The sequence below is a fragment of the Kineosporia babensis genome (assembly GCF_021129305.1).
GTDB lineage: Bacteria > Actinomycetota > Actinomycetes > Actinomycetales > Kineosporiaceae > Kineosporia > Kineosporia babensis.
The window spans coordinates 104,171-122,726 of record NZ_JAJOMB010000027.1; the positions used below are offsets into that span (position 1 = coordinate 104,171).

17 protein-coding genes are annotated in these 18,556 nt (G+C 68.2%); 9 read left to right on the top strand and 8 right to left on the bottom strand.

The genetic code is table 11. From position 1 onward, the window contains the following. Positions 1-56 precede the first annotated feature (56 nt). From LR394_RS35305 to LR394_RS35315, 3 genes are all read right to left on the bottom strand, one after another. A complete protein-coding gene (locus LR394_RS35305; RefSeq protein ID WP_231449029.1) occupies positions 57-1,064 on the bottom strand; it encodes a FecCD family ABC transporter permease in 1,008 nt (335 codons plus the stop codon). Next, positions 1,061-2,089, bottom strand: a complete 1,029-nt coding sequence (locus LR394_RS35310) for an ABC transporter substrate-binding protein (RefSeq protein WP_231449030.1) — start codon at positions 2,087-2,089, stop codon at positions 1,061-1,063. Before LR394_RS35310 ends, LR394_RS35305 begins: the two co-directional genes overlap by 4 nt. A 69-nt stretch (positions 2,090-2,158) precedes the next feature. Beyond that, complete coding sequence (locus LR394_RS35315) at positions 2,159-2,911, bottom strand: DsbA family protein (protein WP_231449031.1); 753 nt, start codon at positions 2,909-2,911, stop codon at positions 2,159-2,161. 133 nt (positions 2,912-3,044) lie between these two features. On the opposite strand from LR394_RS35315, the gene LR394_RS35320 reads away from it, so the two are divergent. The 4 genes from LR394_RS35320 to LR394_RS35335 are packed head-to-tail and all read left to right on the top strand — an operon-like array spanning position 3,045 to position 8,140. Continuing rightward, positions 3,045-4,208: an aminotransferase class V-fold PLP-dependent enzyme gene (locus LR394_RS35320; RefSeq protein WP_231449032.1), complete on the top strand. Its 1,164-nt coding sequence runs from the start codon at positions 3,045-3,047 to the stop codon at positions 4,206-4,208. Then, positions 4,205-5,476 (top strand): heavy-metal-associated domain-containing protein, encoded by a 1,272-nt coding sequence (locus tag LR394_RS35325; protein WP_231449033.1) that lies wholly within the window; start codon positions 4,205-4,207, stop codon positions 5,474-5,476. The genes LR394_RS35320 and LR394_RS35325 overlap by 4 nt, the downstream gene beginning before the upstream one ends. Further along, positions 5,473-6,873: an alanine racemase gene (locus LR394_RS35330; RefSeq protein WP_231449034.1), complete on the top strand. Its 1,401-nt coding sequence runs from the start codon at positions 5,473-5,475 to the stop codon at positions 6,871-6,873. The genes LR394_RS35325 and LR394_RS35330 overlap by 4 nt, the downstream gene beginning before the upstream one ends. Further along, positions 6,860-8,140: a pyridoxal-phosphate dependent enzyme gene (locus tag LR394_RS35335; protein ID WP_231449035.1), complete on the top strand. Its 1,281-nt coding sequence runs from the start codon at positions 6,860-6,862 to the stop codon at positions 8,138-8,140. Before LR394_RS35330 ends, LR394_RS35335 begins: the two co-directional genes overlap by 14 nt. An 18-nt stretch (positions 8,141-8,158) precedes the next feature. Here the strand turns inward: LR394_RS35335 and LR394_RS35340 are convergent, their stop codons facing one another. Beyond that, entirely contained in the window at positions 8,159-10,156 is a 1,998-nt protein-coding gene (locus LR394_RS35340) for a cytochrome c oxidase assembly protein (RefSeq protein WP_231449036.1), read from the bottom strand. Positions 10,157-10,322: 166 nt separating this feature from the next. Here LR394_RS35340 and LR394_RS35345 point away from each other — a divergent pair, with 166 nt between their 5' ends. The 5 genes from LR394_RS35345 (at position 10,323) to LR394_RS35365 (ending at position 15,615) form a co-directional block, all read left to right on the top strand. Then, on the top strand, positions 10,323-10,715 hold the full coding sequence (locus LR394_RS35345) for a BlaI/MecI/CopY family transcriptional regulator (RefSeq protein WP_231449037.1): 393 nt from the start codon (positions 10,323-10,325) through the stop codon (positions 10,713-10,715). Next, positions 10,712-11,479 carry a M56 family metallopeptidase gene (locus LR394_RS43425; RefSeq protein ID WP_231449038.1) on the top strand — a complete coding sequence of 256 codons (768 nt, stop codon included), beginning with the start codon at positions 10,712-10,714 and terminating at the stop codon, positions 11,477-11,479. Before LR394_RS35345 ends, LR394_RS43425 begins: the two co-directional genes overlap by 4 nt. Before the next feature lie 34 nt (positions 11,480-11,513). After that, the gene (locus tag LR394_RS35355) at positions 11,514-13,832 is read left to right on the top strand and encodes a heavy metal translocating P-type ATPase (RefSeq protein ID WP_231449039.1); all 2,319 of its coding nucleotides are present in this window, start codon (positions 11,514-11,516) and stop codon (positions 13,830-13,832) included. 99 nt (positions 13,833-13,931) lie between these two features. Continuing rightward, positions 13,932-15,407 (top strand): PepSY-associated TM helix domain-containing protein, encoded by a 1,476-nt coding sequence (locus LR394_RS35360; protein WP_231449040.1) that lies wholly within the window; start codon positions 13,932-13,934, stop codon positions 15,405-15,407. 1 nt (position 15,408) lies between these two features. Continuing rightward, positions 15,409-15,615 (top strand): heavy-metal-associated domain-containing protein, encoded by a 207-nt coding sequence (locus tag LR394_RS35365; protein WP_231449041.1) that lies wholly within the window; start codon positions 15,409-15,411, stop codon positions 15,613-15,615. Between the two features lie 58 nt (positions 15,616-15,673). Here the strand turns inward: LR394_RS35365 and LR394_RS35370 are convergent, their stop codons facing one another. The 4 genes from LR394_RS35370 to LR394_RS35385 all read right to left on the bottom strand — a co-directional run bounded on the left by LR394_RS35370 (position 15,674) and on the right by LR394_RS35385 (position 18,479). Next, positions 15,674-16,333 (bottom strand): DUF5134 domain-containing protein, encoded by a 660-nt coding sequence (locus LR394_RS35370; RefSeq protein WP_231449042.1) that lies wholly within the window; start codon positions 16,331-16,333, stop codon positions 15,674-15,676. A gap of 244 nt (positions 16,334-16,577) precedes the next feature. Beyond that, entirely contained in the window at positions 16,578-16,928 is a 351-nt protein-coding gene (locus LR394_RS35375) for a RidA family protein (RefSeq protein WP_231449043.1), read from the bottom strand. A gap of 50 nt (positions 16,929-16,978) precedes the next feature. Beyond that, positions 16,979-18,082, bottom strand: coding sequence for an alanine racemase (locus tag LR394_RS35380; RefSeq protein ID WP_231449044.1), 1,104 nt, complete (start codon positions 18,080-18,082; stop codon positions 16,979-16,981). Between the two features lie 10 nt (positions 18,083-18,092). Beyond that, positions 18,093-18,479 (bottom strand): RidA family protein, encoded by a 387-nt coding sequence (locus LR394_RS35385; RefSeq protein ID WP_231449045.1) that lies wholly within the window; start codon positions 18,477-18,479, stop codon positions 18,093-18,095. Positions 18,480-18,556 lie beyond the last annotated feature (77 nt).

The window sequence follows — 18,556 nt, forward strand, 5'->3', positions numbered from 1 at the left end:
GCCCCGTCCGGAGCGGCGTAGCAGCCACAGGAAGAACGGTGCTCCGACGGTGGCCGTCAGCAGGCCGACTGGCAGTTCCGAGGGGCCAGGATCAGGCGGGCGATGATGTCGACCACGACCAGGAGTAGTCCTCCGGCGAGCGCGGAAGCGGGCAGGACCCAGCGGTGGTCGGAGCCGACGATCATCCGGATCGCGTGCGGTACCACCAGCCCGACGAAGCCGATCGCGCCGCTGACCGCGACCACGACGCCGACCAGGAGCGAGGTGATCACGAACAGGCCCAGGCGCACGCGGCCGACGTCCACCCCCAGGCTGGCGGCAGTCTCGTCCCCGATCAGGAAGGCGTTCAGGACGCGGGCGAGCAGCGTCAGCCCGACGGTGGACAGGAGCAGAACGAGCGTCGGCAGGCCCAGATCGCCCCAGTCAGCGGCGGCCAGGCTGCCCGAGAGCCAGGACAGCACCTGGCTGACTCCTTCGCCGGGTCCGCTGGCCCGCAAAACCAGGTAACTGGTGACCGAGCTGAGCAGGTAGGACATCGCCACTCCGGCCAGGACCAGGCGGTGAGCGGTCACCCGGCCTCGCTGCTGGGCCAGCAGGAAGACGGTCAAAGTGGTGACGAGCGCACCTGCGAACGCCGCCAGCGGTACCGAGACTGCGGCGAGCGTGCCGGTGACCAGCGTCAGAGCGGCCACCGCGGCGACCGAGGCTCCGGATGAGACCCCGAAGATGAATGGGTCGGCGAGCGGGTTTCGCACCACCGCCTGCAGCACGGCGCCCGCTACAGCGAGCGCTGATCCGACGACGAGTCCCAACAGGGCTCTGGGCAGGCGGAACTCCCAGATGATCCGGGCCTGGACATCGGTCGCGGACGAGTCAGCCGACCACGGCAGCAGGTGTCCGGCGATCACCGAAACCACCTGCTCCGGAGCAATGTAGACCGAACCGATCGCAACCGAGAGAACGACCGCGATCGCGCAGGCCACAGTCAGGGCGAACACCGTGGTGCCCGGCCGGTGCATCCGGCCGGGCATCGGGGGAGCCGGGGCGGTGGGGACAGTGGTCACGACTGCGGGACCGGGAGGTGCAGGTCAGGGTGCAGTGCGTTGGCGATCTGGGTGAGGCCCTTCATGACCGAGATCGAGGCGTCGGTGTCGGCGACCGGAATCTCAGTGAGCTTGCCGTCGCGGACTGCGGGCAGATCGGGGAATGTCTTCTTGAGGTAGTCGCTCAGGGTCGAGAAGTCCTGCCCTTCGAAGGTTCCGACCAAAATCACGTCGGCGTCGGAGGCGGCGAACTCCTCCTTGCTCATGTACAAGGAGTCGGCTGGGAAGACGTTCGTACCGCCGGCGGTGCTGATCGCGCTGTCGTAGATTCCGCCGGCCAGCACGATCAGCGGGCCTTCGCCACCGTTGTAGAAGGCGACCTTGACGTCCGGCTGTCCCTGCACTGCATCGACGACGGTCTTCTTGTCTGCCTCGAGTTGGGCGACGAGTTCCTCGGCGCGGTCGCTGACGCCGAAGATCTTCCCGAGGTCACGCAGACCCGAGGCCGGGGTGTCGATGCTCATGTTCAGGTTGTCGGTGGCGCCACACATGCTGACGCCGTACACCTGGGCCCCGCCCTGCTCGATCTGTTCCACCGAGGCGTAGCCGGCCGAGGTGTCAAAGGCGAAGCCCTCCAGCGACTGTCCGATCACCAGGTCCGGTTCCTGGCTCAGCAGGACTTCTTTGGACGGCCAGGCCATCGAGGTGCCGATTGCGGGGATGTCCTTGGTGTCGGAGGCGATCGACTCGGGGAAGGCGCCGTAGTTGCCGGCCATCGCGGCGATCCGGTCCTTCAGGCCGAGGGCCAGCATCATCTCGGTCGGGGCCTGCCACAAGCTCACCACCCGCTGCGGAACCGACTCGAACGTGAGCGTCCGATCGCAGTTTTCCACCGAGACCGGGTAGGCGGCGCTGGAGCTGGCCGGGCCGGGCCCCGAGGCACCGGACGAGCTGGAATCGGCGGCATCGCCGCAGGCCGTGGCGACCAGGAGCAGGGCCGTGCTCGCGCAGACCATGACGGGGGCTCGGCCGAGGGAGAGTTTCATGCAATGGCTCCTTGAGGGGGGGGCGGCTCGCGGTCAATCTACAAGTCGTAGAAAGTCGATGGGGTGGCCCTACCCGTCTTGGGTAAGGGCCTCGTCGACCGCCGTCTTCAGTGAGATGGCATCCAGGCTCTCCAGCGAGGTGCCGTTGACCTGAACCGTCGGCGTGCCGGAAATCCCTTCCTTGGAGGCCTGCTCGGTGATCCGGGCGGTCCAGCCCTCGTACGTCAGGTCCCGGACGGCGCTGGCGATCTCGGGCTCGGTGGCGCCGGCCTCCGCGGCGTAGTCGATCAACTGCTCGTTGCTCAGGCCCGCACCGCCTTCGGTGGGCTGGTTATCGAACAGCAGGTTGTGGAAGTCCACGAAGGACTCCGGCGCGCGGTCGAACACGGCAGCGGCGGCATTGAGGGCGCGGGTGGAGTACTGGTCGGTGGAGGCTCGGTCGAGGAAGGCAATGGGCCGGTACTGCACCTGAACGTCACCGCGATCCACGTAGGCGGTCAGTTGTTCACGGTTCGCGGCCTCGAACTCGGCGCAGTAGGGGCACTGGAAGTCCTCGTAGACGACGACCTTGACCGGGGCGTCGTCGTCGCCCTGGGTAATGGAGTTTGAGGGGCCGAGATTGGCAGGTGCGGCCGTGTCCGCGACCGCCTCGCCGCGACGGGTGTTCTGAACCAGCACGAAGGACCCGACGATGACGGCGACCAGCACCACCACGATGCCGCTGACCAGCAAGGTGCGTCTTCTAGCCTCGGCCTTCGCCTGCCTCGAGCGCAACTGCGCAACCTTCGCCGCACGGTCCCCGATGGACTCTCTGCCTGCCATGTTCTTATGCCCTCCCGGTGCCCAGTGTCGTGCCGAACTTTCTACACAGAGTAGAGAGTCGTGTTTCGCCATTCCCTCCGGGGTTCTACGTGACGTAAAATCCTGCTCTGTTCCTCGAACGAGAGGCCGAAACTTGGGTGTCGGGGTTGCTTCGCGCCAGCTGTTTCCCGCTCTCTCCTCCTCGACTGTCACCTACCTGGACAGCGCCACGACGACACCGCTCGCCGAGCCGGTGATCGCCGCGGTGACGAAGGCGCTTCTGCGGCCCCCGGCCAGTGCCGGCCGGGGTGGGCACCCGGTGGTGGCGCAGTCCGACGTGCTCCTGCTTCAGGCCCGTCATAAGATCGCCGACTTCATCGGCGCCCGGCCGGAACAGGTGTTCTTCACAGCCGGCGCCAGTCACTCCCACTCGCTGATCGCTCACCTCTGGGGTGCGGAAACGCTTCGGCCGGGCGACGAGATCCTCTACGGCCGAACAGACCACGCTTCTGCCCTGCGCCCCTGGCTACGCCTGGCCAGGCAGCAGGGCATCACCGCCACCAGTTACTGCATCGGACGCGACGGTCGCCCGGAAACCGCGGACCTGCTGGCCAGAATCGGGACGCGCACCCGACTGGTCTGTCTCACTCACGTCCACCAGATCTTCGGTGCCCGGATCGACGTCACCGAGCTGACATCGTCCGCCATCCGTCGGCCCCTGTGGCTGGTGGACGCGAGCCAGAGCATCGGGCACCTGCCGGTGGACGTCTCGGTGCTGGGAGCCGACGTTCTGCTCTTCTCAGCCCACAAAATGTTTGCGCTACCCGGTGTCGGCGTGCTGTACCTGAGCGACCGGGCTCTGGGGGACCTGCCCGCGGGCGCGATGGCCGAACTTGAGTCCGGAACCGTGAACCTGCCGGGGATCGTTTCCCTGAGCGCGGCTGTCGACCTGGTGCAGGACCTGGGACTGCGGCGGATCGCGGAGCACTCGGCCGCGCTGATCGCTCGCATGGCCGAGGGACTGCGGCTGATCGAAGGGATCCGCCTGACACCAGGACCGGCATCGTCGGTACAAGCGTCGGAACAGGCCGTGCCTGCCGGCACGAGCCTGTTGTCCTTCCAGATCGACGGGCTTTCGGCTCATGACCTCGACTTCGCGCTTTCGGAGCACGGGTTTCAGGTCCGGGCGGGTGGGCACTGTCTTCTGCCGGGGCATCCGTACGAGAACAGCGTGCGGATCAGCACGCACGTCTACACCGACACCGGCCAGGTGGACGACCTGCTCGCGTGTCTTCAGTCTCTGATCGGAGGACGATGAGTGAACTTCCTGTGGTGGAGGGGTACGACCGTGCGCGGGCGGCGGAGATCATCGCCCGCCTGGTGCACCCGGACCTCCTGGCCCCTGGCCTCCCCGAGCCCGGGGCGGAGCCACACGTCATCACCTACCGCAGCGTTCCCCTCGTCCCGGCCCGCCGCAGCCACCTGACTCCCGCGCAGCGCAAGTACCTCACCAAGTGCATGAATCCGTGCCGCCCGGACCAGGTGACCAGCGCTTCGCACCGGCTGAGCTGGGTGGACAGCGAAGGGACGCCGAACGTCGGCTATTTCGGACCGGAAGGCTTCGGGCCGGTGGTCCCCATCCTGGCCCGGGAGGCCCTCATCTCATTGTGGCGAGCGCTTGACCAGGACGAGCGCCTGGTGCGGCGCTCGCAGTTGCTCTCCCAGGACGATCGGCAGGTTCTGGCCGCCACGACGACCGACGTCGAGCCGCGTCAGTTGCTGCGGGTCGGACTGGAGGCAACCGCACGGGCGCTGGTGCAGCACAGCTATCTGGCCTCGCAGCTGCCCTACCCAACCGTGGCCGAGTTCGCCCAGGGCCTGCGGGCTAGTGGCATTTTCACGTCGGTGGCCACGACCTGGTACTGGGAACTCCAGGCCTCCAGCTATCGCCGTGGAATGATCCCGGTGCGGCTGGAGACCCGGCCGGGTCGGGGTCCGGACGGTGAGGTTCTGGTGCGCTACAGCGGCGAGAGCCTCGAAACTCTGCGGGCGATGAAGTTCAGGACCATCGCCTCGGCTCACGAGGTGATCGGCCGGGCCGTGCACGAGGAACACCTTGGCCTGGCCGAGGCCGTGCAAAAGTACCACCACGACCTGGACGACGTGGCCAAGCAGTACGCCCTGCTGCCGGAGGGGGAAGCGCCCAGATGTCTGGCGGCCATGCCGGTCACCGTTGACGGAACTCGATTCACGGTCCTGGCCACGGCGGTCGACGCTCTGGTGGAAACCTTCGTGCGGCTGCAGCCGACGGTGAAGGTCAAGGAGGCAGATGCGGCCACGGACGGAGCGGATTCGGTCTCGGAGGACGAGCGCATCTTCCATGTGCCCGACATGAACTGCAAGCACTGCACCGACACGGTCCGCGCCTCTCTGGAGGGTCAGGGCTTCGCGGTGTCCGAAGTGGATCTGGAGACCAAACGCGTGCGGGCGGACTTCCGGACCAAGGACGCCCGGGAGCTGGCCTACGACGCGGTCCGCGACGCCGGGTACACGGTGATTCCGTTCGGCGCAGCGGTGTCTGAGTGAGCCTCGGCCCCACCCTGCACCCTCGCTGTCATCCGCTGGTCGAACGGCTGCTGGCCCAGGACTCCGGGGTGATCCGGTGGGCCGCGCAGGGTTCTGTCAATGTGCTTCTTCCGCAGGTCTTCGCCGAGAACCTGGAGCGACTGCGCGAGGTCCTGAGGAAGGTGGATCACCGGATCTTCTTCGCGCACAAGGCCAACCGAGCACCGGTGTTCGTGACGGCCGCCGAACGTGCGGGAATCGGGGTGGATGTTGCCTCCGAGGCCGAACTCCGAACCGCCCTGCAGGCCGGGATCAACCATGGCCGGCTTGAGGGCAGCGGCCCCAAGTCCGGGGAGTTCGTGCGGACGCTGGTGGACAGTGACATCGTCCTCAATGTCGACAGCGTCTGGGAACTGGTGCGCGCTGCTCAGCGCGCTCGCTCGCTGCGACGCCCGGCCCGGGTGCTGTTGCGGTGCTCGAGTTCCACGCCAGGACGGACGAGCCGGTTCGGAATGGATGAGGAGGCCTACCGGCAGGCGATCGGCCTGGTGCTGGCTGATCCCGATCATCTGGACCTGCTGGGTCTGTCGTTCCACCTCGACAGCGTCGACCTGGGGGAGCGACTGGGCTGCCTGGCCCGGGTGCTGACGCGTTTCGAGGACCTGCACCGTCTCGGGCTCAGTCCCCGGGTTCTCAATGCCGGAGGCGGCCTACCGCAGGTCTTCCTCCGTGAGCCGGGCGATTTCGATACCTACACGAACGCTCTGCGGGCCGGGCTGATCGGCGCCGGTCCCGCGCTCACCTGGAACGGTACCGGCCTGGGCTACCAGGTGCGCGACGGCGTCGTTCAGGGCGTTCCGGTGGTGCAGAAGTTCGCCAACCGGGTCACTGCGGCGGAGGAGCTGGAGCGGACGCTGACCGCACCGCTTCCTGGGCAGGGTGGGCGCAGTCTGGCTCGCGTGCTGGAGGACACGATGCTCCAACTGTGGCTGGAGCCGGGTAAGGCGTTGCTGGACGGCGCGGGTGTGACGGTGGCCGGAGTGCAGTCCGTCTCCGTTGCCGGACCGCACCGGCTGGTGGTGCTGAACCTTGGCCGGGACCGGCTGTCCCCGGCCGATCAGGAGTTCTTCGTCGACCCGGTGCTGATCGGCGCGCACGCGTCTGGGGTTGTTGCCGAGGGAGTGTTCCTGGCCGGCAACCTCTGCCTGGAGCGCGACATGATTACTCATCGGAAAGTCTTCCTGCCGCGAGCTCCGGAGCCCGGAGACGTCCTGGCCTTCGTCAATACGGCCGCCTACCAGATGGACCTGTCGGCCGCTCCGGCGCTGGGGCACCCGCTGCTGCCCAAGCTCGAAGTGGTCTTTTCTGGGCAGGGTTTCACCGCCACCCCCGAAGGAGCCGACCATGGCCGTGTATGATGACATCACCGGCCTGATCGGCGACACCCCGCTCCTGCGCCTCGATCCGGCCCGGCACGGGGTGGCAGGTGTGGAGCTCTACGCCAAGCTGGAGTTCTACAACCCGTTCGGTTCGGTGAAGGACCGCATCGCCTGGGGAATGCTCAAACCTCATCTGGCCGAGATCCGCGACGGCAAGACACTGATCGAGGCCTCCAGCGGGAACACCGCGAAGGCGCTGCACATCCTGGCCGGGCTGCACGGTTCGGGGCTGCTGGCACTGAGCAACCGCACCAAGGTGGCGGAGGTGCGCGACGTGCTGCGGCTGATCGGAGCGGGCCTGGAGGAGTTGCCGGGGCTGTCCGAGTGCCCGGACCCGACCGTGCCGGACGACGCGTTCTCGGTGATCGAGCGGCGGATGGCCGAGATTCCGGGCCGCTTCCTGCACCTTTCGCAGTACACCAACGAGGACAACGTACAGACCCACGTGGAGAGCACCGGGCAGGAGATCCTCGCTGATCTCGGTGCGGTGGATCACCTGTTCGGCGGCCTCGGGACCAGCGGCTCAACCCGAGGCGCCGCTCAGGCATTACGCGCGGCGGTGCCGGATCTGCATGCGGTGGGCGTGGTCTCGGCAGCGGACGACTTCATCCCGGGAATCCGCTCGGAGTCGGAGATGTGGGAGGTCGGGCTGTTCCGACGCGAGCTGTACCAGGATATCGCCGCGGTCCGCTCAGCCGATGCGATCGACGGGATGCTCGACCTGGTCAAGGACTTCGGGGTGCTGGGCGGGCCCACCGCGGGAGCCGCCTACGTTGCGGCCCGTCGGCATCTGGCGGTCTGCGAAGCCGGACCCCGCACGGCGGTGATCATGATCTGTGACCGGCTGGAGTGGTATCTCTCCTATCTGCGGGTGCGGCGGCCGGACCTGTTCGGCAGTGAGACGCCCCAGGAGGAAGCCCCGGCGGGGGCGTTGATCACCCCGGCCGATCTGGCTGAGCGGCTGGACGAGTCGGATCTGCTGGTGGTGGACACCCGGGGCGCTCTGGCCTACCGGATCGGGCACCTGCCCGGGGCGATCAACCTGAGGGACGATCTCCTGGACCAGATGATCGCACAGGGCAACCCCTTTCCGGCGGGCCAGACCGTGGTGCTGGCCTGCCCGGTGGGGGAGTACGCCCGGCGCGCAGCCGGGATCCTGTCGCGTTCGGGAGCCCACGCGCTGGCCCTGGATGGAGGTGTCCGGGCCTGGCGCGATGCCGGGCTCTTGTTGGAACGCTCGCCCTGAACTCCGAGGACTACAGGACTACGAGGGCGGGGCCTTCCGGCTGCCGAGGGCCGAGAGGTAGGCGTTGTAGGCGGCCAGTTGGGCATCGTCGTCGCGTTCGGCCTGCCGGTCGTAACGACGGGCCTCCCTGCCCGAGGAGCGGGACCAGCTGATCGTCACGGCCAGCATCAGCAGCAAGGTGGGACCGTCCCCGACCGCCCAGGCGATCATGGCCCCGCGCCGCTGGTCCTCCAGCAGGGCCTCGGCGTCGGTCAGCCCCAGTTGCGGCCACCAGTCCGGCGCCAGGAGCACCTCGCCGGTCATCAGGGTGACGGCGACGAAGGCGTGGACGGCCATGGTCGCCATCACGATGATCAGGCGGATCGGGTAGGCAGCCTTGGGCGGTCCCGGATCGCTGCCGATCAGCACCCAGCAGAACAGGTAACCACTGGCCAGAAAGTGGAACGTCATCAGCATGTGCCCGGTGTGGGTGGACATGGCCAGCGGGAACAGAGGCGTGAAGTAGAAGACCACGAGCCCGCCGCTGAACAGCACCGCGGCCACCACCGGATGGGCCAGAACGGCCAGTACACGTGAATGGGCGATGCTCAAGAGCCATTCCCGCGCTCCGGCGCTGGCATCCCGGCGCGCCGGGACGGCGCGCAGCGCAAGGGTGACGGGGCTACCGGCGACCAGCAGCGGTGGCACGGCCATCATCAGCAGCATGTGCATGATCATGTGACCGCTGAAGGCGATCATCCCGTACTTGACCGGGCCGCCGCTGGTGACCCACAGAAGGAGCAGGCACCCGGCCACCCACAACACCGTGCGCCACCACGGCCAGGCGTCCCCACGCGTCCTCAGTTTCCTGACCCCGAGGGCATACCCGATGATGAGACCGGCGCAGAGCATGATCAGCATCCGGTCGGGGAACCACTGGGTGAAGATCGTGGCCCAGGACATCTCTGGTGGACGCTCGAATCCCACGAGCGCGGTGAAGGCGTAGTCGGGGTCGCTGCTGGATGGCGCCTCGGCGACCGGAGGGACGCTGCGGCTCACCGCGCCGGCCAGCCCTATCGCCACCGCCATCAGGCCGACCTCGACGGCCGCGATCCGCAGCATCGTGCGGCGCGGGTCGGCGCGCTCGGCGGCGAGCATTCGGCGCCGGTGCCACCAGGCCACGGCTCCCAGGATCACCAGCAGGGCGGCCTTTCCGGCCAGGAGAGCTCCGTAGGGGCTGAACATCGCATTCCACGAACCCAGTCGCAGCCACGCGCTGTCCAGACCGGACAGGCCGAGCAGCACGAAGCAGACCGTTGCCACCGGCGAGAAGCGGCGGGCCGCCTCCAGGGGCTGACGTAGATAGGGCGAGAGCATGACCAGGCCGATGAGGCCACCTACCCAGATGGCCGCGGACAGCGAGTGCACCAGCAGGCTGTTGACCGAGTTGACGTGGTCGTCGGCGCCCGAGGAGTGCCCGTTCAGGCTCGGCGGCACCAGGGCTGCCACGGCCACCAGGAAGGCCCAGCCGACCGTGCTTGTGCGGCGCGCGCTCAGCGCGAGCTGGCTGGCCAGCAGGGCGAGCAGCATGGAGAGAGTCAGGATCCGGCCCAGCACGACGTTCTGGACGAAGAATGACAGCTGCATCAGTGCGTCCGGCGAGCCGATGCTGGTGCCGGTCTGCTCGCCGACGCTCAGTAGGAGCACCGCCAGCGCGAAGAGGAACCAGACGAAACCGCAGTACCCGGCCCAGACAGCGGCGTGGAGACGGGTCCCGGTCAGCGCCCACCGGTCTCTGGAGCGGTCCGGAGCCAAGAAGGCGACTACCAGTAGCAGGCCGATCGTGACCGCGGCCATCACCTGGGTTGCCGTCTGGGTTAGGGGAAGGCCGTAGCGGACGAGTGCGCCATGGCGGGCCGGACCGGCCCACTCGAGGCCACCGCTGGCCTGGAGCGTGGCCGCCGTGGTGACGACGGCTGCGACGGTGACGAGGGCCGGGAGACGGAACGGAGGCGTGGCGGAGCCTGATGCGCTCATGAGGAGTGGCTCGCCCGGGCACCTGGAAATTCCACGACACGTAGAAGCATGGCGGCAGGATAGTGACGATTCCTAGGCCATCCGGCCACCCCGCGGCGTGTACCCGGCGTCGCCGGGTCCTACACTCGGGTTCTCTACATCATGTAGAGCGAAGGAGAGCGGCGACGTGGTGCGGCGAGATCATCTGGAACGGGCAGTCCTCGAAAGTCTCTGGGACCATCCCAAGGGCCTGACTGCCCAGGAGGTGGTCGACCTGCTCGCTGATCGTCAGCTGGCCCTGACCACGGTGCACACCGTGCTGGACCGTCTGCGGGCCAAGGACATGGTCCTGCGCGAGCGCGACGGACGGGTCTACCGGCACCGGGCGGTGCAGAGCCGTGAGGAACTGACGGCCCAGGCGATGCTGAGCGTCCTGCAGGACAGCGCCGACCACCGGCTGGCTCTGTCGATGTTCGTCCGCTCGGTGTCCGCCGCAGATGCCGATGCCTTGCGTCAGGCGTTGGACGAGCCCCAGGCCGGGTCGAAGACGTCGCGGCTGGGCCGGCGACGCCGCCCGTGAGTGCGGAGCTGGCCGGGCGGACCCTGATGCCTCTGGTCGTCGTGGCGCTGTTGTGGCCGGTTCCGGTGTTGCTGTCCCGCGCGCGATGGACCAGCCGGGCACCCAAGGCTGCCGCGATCACCTGGGTGGTCTACGCGCTGGTGACGGCCTACACGCTGCTGCTCACCCTGGCGTTCTCCGCCGACTCCTGGGCGATTGCTGGCCTGCTGTTGCTGTGGATGCTCGGCCGGCTGCTGCAGACCGTCTACACCTTGCGTGGCTCGCAGCGTCGCCACCAGGACGCTCTGGCCATGGTGGCGATCTACGACCCGGAGCTGCGGGTGCACGTGGTCGACGACGACCGGGCCCTGGCCTACTGCCTGCCGAACGGCGCTCAGCCGATGGTGGTGGTGACCAGAGGATGCCTGGAACTGGCGGACGACGCCGAACTGCGCGCGATTCTGGCCCACGAGCGTAGCCATGCGCAGAACCGCCACGACCTGCTGGTCACCGGGTTCCTGGCCTGGCAGCGGATTTTCCCGTTCCTACCTACCAGTCGTGTAGCAGCCGACGCGGTCTGCGCGGTGACTGAGGCCTGGGCCGACGACGCGGCGGCCGCTCACGTCAGCCACGACGTGACCCTGCGCGCGATCATGCGTCTGGGGTCCGGGGTCCCGGGCGGACTGGACGGCGTCGGCTGGCAGCCGGACCCGGCCACCATGGCCCGGGTGCGCCGGCTGCTGGATCAGATGCCTGAACGCCGGCGCTACGCCGCCGGACTGTGAGTCCCGAAACCGTTACGTCGGAAGAAGATCGGTAGTGAAGGCAACAGAGCAGTCCCGGATCCCGCAGCAGACCGGATCTGAGGAGCCGGTGGCCGGCCGGGTGGTCGTGCTGGACGTGGAGGGCATGACCTGTGGTGCCTGTTCGGCCCGGGTCGAGCGGACCCTGAACCGGATGGACGGCGTCACCGGCACCGTCAACTTCGCCACCGGACGGGCTGTAGCCACCGTCACGCCCACCGAGACTCCCTCAGGTGAGGACGACTTCGGCCACCGGATCGTCGACATGATCGAGGCGATCACTAAGGCCGGCTACTCGGCCCGGGTGGCCGGCGCCCCGGTCGAGGACGGGCAGCCGCAGACCGCGCACGTGCCGGCCCGCCGCAGGTTGTGGTGGCGCCTGGGCGTGACCATCCTCTTCGGTGTCCCGCTGGCCGACCTCTCGATCGCCAACGCGCTCTCACCCCAGTCACGCTACGACGGCTGGGAATGGGTACTCATCGCGCTCGCCCTGCCGATCGCGACCTGGTGTGCCTGGCCCTTCCACCGCGCCGCCTGGCTGGCCGCGCGCCAGCGCACCACCACCATGGACACGCTGATCTCGCTGGGGATCCTGGCCTCCTGCGTGCTGTCGGTCTACACGATCTTCTTCGCCGCGACCGAGCCGTCCGACAGCATCGGCGGCTGGCACCTGCTCTTCCAGGCCCACGGCGCCATCTACCTGGACGTCATCCCCGGGGTCACGGCGTTCGTGCTGATCGGTCGGATCCTGGAGTCGCTGGCCAAGTCCCACGCCGGCAACGCGCTGCGCGCCCTGGCCTCGGCCGGTGCCCGCGATGCGGCGCTGCTCATGCCCGACGGCCGCGAGCACCGCATCCCGGCCGACCAGTTGCGGGTGGGGGACCGGTTCGTCGTGCGGCCCGGAGAGGTCATCCCGACCGACGGCACGGTGCACGAAGGTCACGCGGCCGTCGACGTCAGCACCATGACCGGGGAGTCGGTGCCGGTCGAGGTAGGTGCCGGTGCCACGGTTGTCGGAGGGACTGTCGCGCTCGACGGGCGGCTGGTCGTGGACGCCGAGAAGGTCGGCCGCGAGACGCAGATCGCCCAACTGGTCGAGATGGTCGAGCGAGCCCAGAGCGAAAAGGCTGCGGCTCAGCGCCTGGCCGACCGGATCAGCGGCTTCTTCGTCCCGCTCGTCCTCGCGCTGGCGGTCGCTACCGCCGCGGTCTGGGCTGCGGTGGGTGAGAACCTGAGCAGCGGCTTCAGCCCGGCCCTGGCCGTCATCGTGGTCGCCTGCCCCTGCGCGCTCGGCCTGGCCACGCCCATGGCCCTGATGGTCGCCGCCGACCGGGCCGCCCGCGAGGGTGTGTTCATCAAGAGCCAGCATGCGCTCGAGGTGGCTCGCGGAATCGACACGGTCGTCTTGGACAAGACCGGCACGGTCACCGAGGGCCGGATGTCGGTGGTCGCGTCCTGGCCGGCCGCACCCGATGCGGACGTGCTGCGGCGGGCCGGGGCGATCGAGGACGCCTCCACCCATCCGGTCGCGGACGCGGTCTCCGGCTACGTCCAGCCCGGGCACGGGGCCTTCGTCGCGGTCGAGAACTACCGCAGCCTGGCTGGTCTCGGTGCCGAAGGACAGGTGGAGGGCCACACAGTCCTGGTCGGCTCGCTGCGGTTGATGCGCGAGCGGGCCATTGTGCCTCCAGCCGATCTGCAGGCCTGGCTGGCCGAGCAGCAGAAGGACGCCCGGGGCACCGTCGTCGTGGCCCAGGACGGTCAGGCGGTCCTCGCCCTCGCGGTCTCCGACACCGTCAAGCCCTCCGCCGCAGCCGCGATCGAGCAGATCCACCGCCTCGGCCTGCGCACGGTCCTGCTCACCGGGGACAACCGGATCACCGCCGAGGCGGTCGCCCAGACCTTGGGCATCAATGAGGTGGTCGCCGAGGTCCTCCCGGCGCAGAAGGCCGACGTGATCGCCGGGCTTCGGGCCGAAGGGCGCTCCGTGGCCATGGTCGGGGACGGCGTGAACGACGCTCCCGCACTGGCCCAGGCGGATCTGGGCCTGGCCCTGATGTCCGGCACCGACGTCGCTCGGGCCGCCGCGGACCTCCTCCTGCTGCGCGGTGATCTGCGGGTCGTCCCGGACGCCATCGAGCTGGCCCGCGCCACAGTGAGCACCATGCGCTGGAACCTGGCCTGGGCCTTCGGATACAACGTCGCAGCCATCCCGTTGGCCGCCGCCGGTCTGCTGAACCCGATCATCGCAGCGGCTGCGATGGCGTTCTCATCGCTGTTCGTGGTGACCAACAGCCTGCGCCTGGGCAAGGGGAGCTCCGCGCGGCAGCGCTGAACCCGCACCTTTCTACACCAGGTAGAACCTGTGTATCTTGCTTTCTACATGACGTAGAAGCGTCGTGCTCAGCTTCCCTGATGCACGAGGAGTGTTCCCTTGACCCTGCCCGTAGACCGGACGGACGATCCGTCGATCGAGGTCGAGAGTTCCCCGGACACCGGGCCGGAAGCGGCCCCGCAGGTTCGCCGGAAGGACTCGCCCTGGCGACCGCTAATCCTGCGGCTGCATTTCTACGCCGGGGTTTTCATTGCCCCGTTCCTGGCGGTGGCCGCCCTGACCGGGCTGGCCTACGTCTTCAGCCCGCAGCTGGACAGCATCGTCTACGCCGATGAGTTGCACGTCGACCCGGCCGGGCGCACCGCCCTGCCGGTGGCCGATCAGGTCGCTGCGGCGCGCGCCGCTCATCCCGAGGGTGTCGTCGCCGAGATCGTGCCCGGTGACTCGGCCCGAGACACCACCCAGGTTGTGCTGGATGTTCCCGGGCTCACCGACGATCGCCAGCGGACGGTCTACGTCGACCCGTACACAGCGGAGGTCCGTGGCCAGCTGGACACCTGGTTCGGCTACACGCCGGTGCGGACCTGGTTGGATGACACCCACCGCAATCTCCAGCTCGGCGACTGGGGACGCTGGTACAGCGAGACGGCGGCGAGCTGGTTGTGGGTGGTCGTACTCGGCGGACTCTTCCTGTGGTGGCAGCAACTGCGTCGGCGCACCCGTGATGCCCGCGGATTCCTGCGCCGGGCGCTGACCCCGGATCTGTCTGCCCGCAAGGGAGTTCGCCGTACCCGGGGCTGGCACGCGGCCGTCGGAGTCTGGCTCGCGGTGGGACTGCTGTTCCTGTCGGCCACCGGCCTGACGTGGTCGCGGTGGGCAGGCGGGAACTTCGGCGAGGTACTCACCGCGATGAATAGCAACTCGCCGGAGGTCTCCACGACGCTGGGTGGTGGTGAGCACGCCGGCCACGCCATGGGCGGTGAGGCCGGAGCGCTTCCGGACGAGGTCGGGACGCTCGCCGGGATCGACGACGTGATCAGGGCGGCGAACCGAGCAGGGCTGTCGGAGTCGCTGCGCCTGACACCGCCGGACGCCGAGGGCAGCGGATGGCTGGTGACGGAGAAGGACCGCAGCATCCCGGTGCACTTCGACAAAGCGGTGGTGGACCCATCCACCGCCGAGGTGACGACCGTCAGCCGTTTCGGCGACTGGCCCTTCCTCGCACAGGTCACCAGCCTCGGTATCGCCGCGCACATGGGGCTGCTGTTCGGCCTGGCCAACCAGCTCCTGCTGGCGGCCCTGGCCGTCGGTCTGCTGTGCGTGATCTTCTGGGGCTACCGCATGTGGTGGCAGCGGCGCCCGACCGGCACCCGGTTCGCTGTCGGCTCGGCCCCGCAATCGGGTGCCTGGCGCCGGATCCCGCCGGTGCAGCTGCTGTTCGCCATTGCGATCACCGTCGCGGTGGGCTGGTTCATGCCGATCCTCGGTGTCACCCTGGTCGCCTTCCTGGTGCTCGACACGGTGCTCGGCAGTCGTCGGCGCCGAGCGGCCGTACCATCCACCGAGGGGAACTGAGATGGCAAGCGCCGATCGTTTCTACTCAGTCAGCGCTATTTCCTGCGACCACTGCAAGAGCACCATTGAGTCAGGACTGACAAATCTGCCCGGCGTGACGTCGGTGTCGGTCGATGTCGAGGCGCGGAGCGTGTCCGTGAGTGGTACGGCAGACGACTCCGAGATCCGCTCGACCTTGGACGATCTCGGCTACTCGGCCGAAGCCTGAGAGACGCGGAACAGGGGTGGCAACCGTTCTGGTTGCCACCCCCGTTCCGCAGTGCAGATCAGACCGCAGCCACCTGGACCGCGGAGCGGGGGGCCATGGAGTGGTGGTGCCCTCCGGGCTGCTCATCGCCACTGCTGCCCATACCAAAGTTCATCGCCAGCAGCATGTAGGCCATTCCCAGCGCCATCACGCCGAGAGTGACGCGCAGAGAGAGTATCTGGCGATGTCCCAGGCGCAGCTCGGGAACGGCCGCGACCGAGCCCTGGCCAGCTGGGGCATGGTGGCGACGGGTCTCCTCAGTGAGCAGTCCACTGAACCAGCCGGCGGCCTGGAGGAGGCCCCAGGCCGCTAGAGGCACCGCCAGCAGGCTCAGCCCTCGGCCTTCCATCTGCTCGAACATGTAAATCATGATGCCGAAGTCGACGGCCATTATCGCCCATAGCCAGTCGGTGTCACCGCGGAGGCGGGTCGCGACCACGGCTGCCAGGGCGGCCGCCGTGGCCACCGCAAAGAGCAGCTTGCCCGGCCCAGCGGCGACCGGCATAGTTCCCCCGGGCCAATACATGTTGATCATTCCTAGAGCCATGAAGGCGTGGCCGGCGTGCCAGAACCGGCCGATGCCAGTCAGCTTCAAGATGTGGCTGGAGTGGATCGCCAGCAGCACGACGAAAACCGCGCACCAGACGGCCATCAGCCAGGCCGGCAACCAACTGCCCATGTCCCGCGTCCCTTGCTCGAAATAATTCTACGAAAAGTAGAATACCCGACGCGGATGCCGACCGACCGGGGATGTCGGATGCTGCAGCATCCCCGGTCCCGCATGCGACGTTGGTCCGCCGGCGGCGATGGTTCCGGGGCCGATCGGGACGTCATATTCCAAACCATGCCGGACGTAGACCTCCTGCAGTCTTCGTCGTCATACAACTGGCCGATGCGGTGCCGATGGCCCGGAGTTTCCGGCATCAGCGCCCAGTGTCGAAGGCGACGGCGGTGATCTCCAGCGAGAGTCCAGCCGGGAGCGCCGAGACCTCGATAGTGGTGCGGGTCGGGAGCGGAAGGCCCTGGAAGGCCTCCAGGTAGGCGCCGTCCATCGTGGCCTTGTCCGTGATGTCGGTGACGTAGCAGGTCAGCGAGACCACGTCGGCCAGGCCTAGGCCCAGGTCCTGCAGTTTGGTGTCGATGTTGGCCAGCGTCTGGGTGGTCTCGGCGGCCAGGCCGCCCGCCACGAGCTCGCCGTTCTTGTCGAAACCGACGTCACCGCTGAGGAACACCAGGTTCCCGGCGCGGCGGTAGGTGGAGAAGGGGAGCGTCATCGGATCTGCCTCTGTCGATTCGAAGGGGTGATGAGGGACGAATGAACGGGCTACCAGCCCTGGATTCGGGGCCAGGTGGTGGTGACGTCGGTTCCGGTCTCGACCACGGCGTAACGCTGGTGCTGATCGGCCATCGAGCAGGCGTGGTTGGGCAGGATCCGCACCCGGGTGCCGATCGGCAGGTCGGGCAGCTCACCCTCTCGCATGGCCAGGACACCGTGCTCCTGGCTGGCGTCGGTCATCAGCAGGCCGGGGATCGGCGTTCCGTCCAGCGCCAGGACCAGCCCGTAGCCCTGGTCCACCGCCTGGGACGAGGTGCTGCGGTCGTAGGAGATGGCCGTCCAGCCGCCGTCGGTGAAGACCTGCTCCTTGGTGCTGTGGTGCCCGGTCACCGTGACCACCACCGACAGTGCCAGGTCCTCGATCGTGCAGATCCCGAGCCCGGCCATGAACAGGTCGAAGAAGACGTACGTCCCGGCCCGGACCTCGGTGACGCCGGTCAGGTCGACGTCGGCGTGGGCAGTGGGGGTAGAGCCGACGCTGACGATCGGCGCGTCCAGCCCGGCCGCGCGCAGTGCATTTGCGGCCTGCACGGCGACATCGCGCTCGTTGGCCGCAGCGGCCGCCAGAGCCGAGGGGCTGGAGGCGTAGTACGACTCACCGGCGTGCAGCAGGACGCCCTGGAGACAGTCCTGGTCAGCCAGAATCTTTCCGAGCTCGATCAGCTGCGGGCTGTCGGCGGCCACACCGGCCCGGTGGCCGTCGCAGTCCACCTCGATCAGTGCCGGGACCCGGTTCCGGGCCACGGCCTCGGCCTGGGTGGCACTGTCCAGCACCACTCTGACGGTGACCCCGCGCTCGTTCAGTGCCCTGATCCGGGGCAGCTTATGCGGGTCGATACCCACGGCGTAGGTGATGTCGGTGAAACCGGCGTCGGCGAAGGCCTCAGCCTCGGCCACCGTGGAGACGGTGATCGGGCCGGGCCCGCCGCCGAACGCCAGCCTGGCGATGTCCACCGACTTGGCGGTCTTCACATGCGGGCGCAGGATCACGCCGCGCGGCTCGAGACGCTCACGCAGGCGAGTCAGATTACCCGACAGCCGGTTTCGGTCAACCACCGCGAACGGGGTATCGGGATCGGCAAGTGTGCTCACGCGAAGCCTCTCAATTCTCGGGAAGGGAAGCCACGGCCTGGATCTCGAGTACGCAGCCATAGTGCAGCCGGTCCACGCCGACCACGGCCCGGGCTGGCCGGTGTTCACCGATCCAGGCCGCGTACAGGCTGTCGAAGGCCGGCCAGTCGTCCAGATCAGTGATGTATGCGGTCAGGTTCAGCAGCCGGCTCCGATCGGTTCCGGCAGTGACCAGGCACTGGTCGAGGTTTTCCAGCGTCTGCTGCGCCTGAACGCCGAAACTCTCCTGATATAGCGCTGTTCCGTCTGAGGCTAGGGGAAGCTGCCCGGAGATGTAGACCAGGTCCTGGTGGACCGCGACGTGCGAGTAGTGCCCCAGCGGTGCGACCAGGGCAGGACTGTTCAAGGTGTGGGTCATCAGGCCTCGCGGCGAATAGGGGAAGAGGCTTGAAGCGGCGGGCTCGATGCTCTCCTCAGGAGAGCACTTTTGACAAC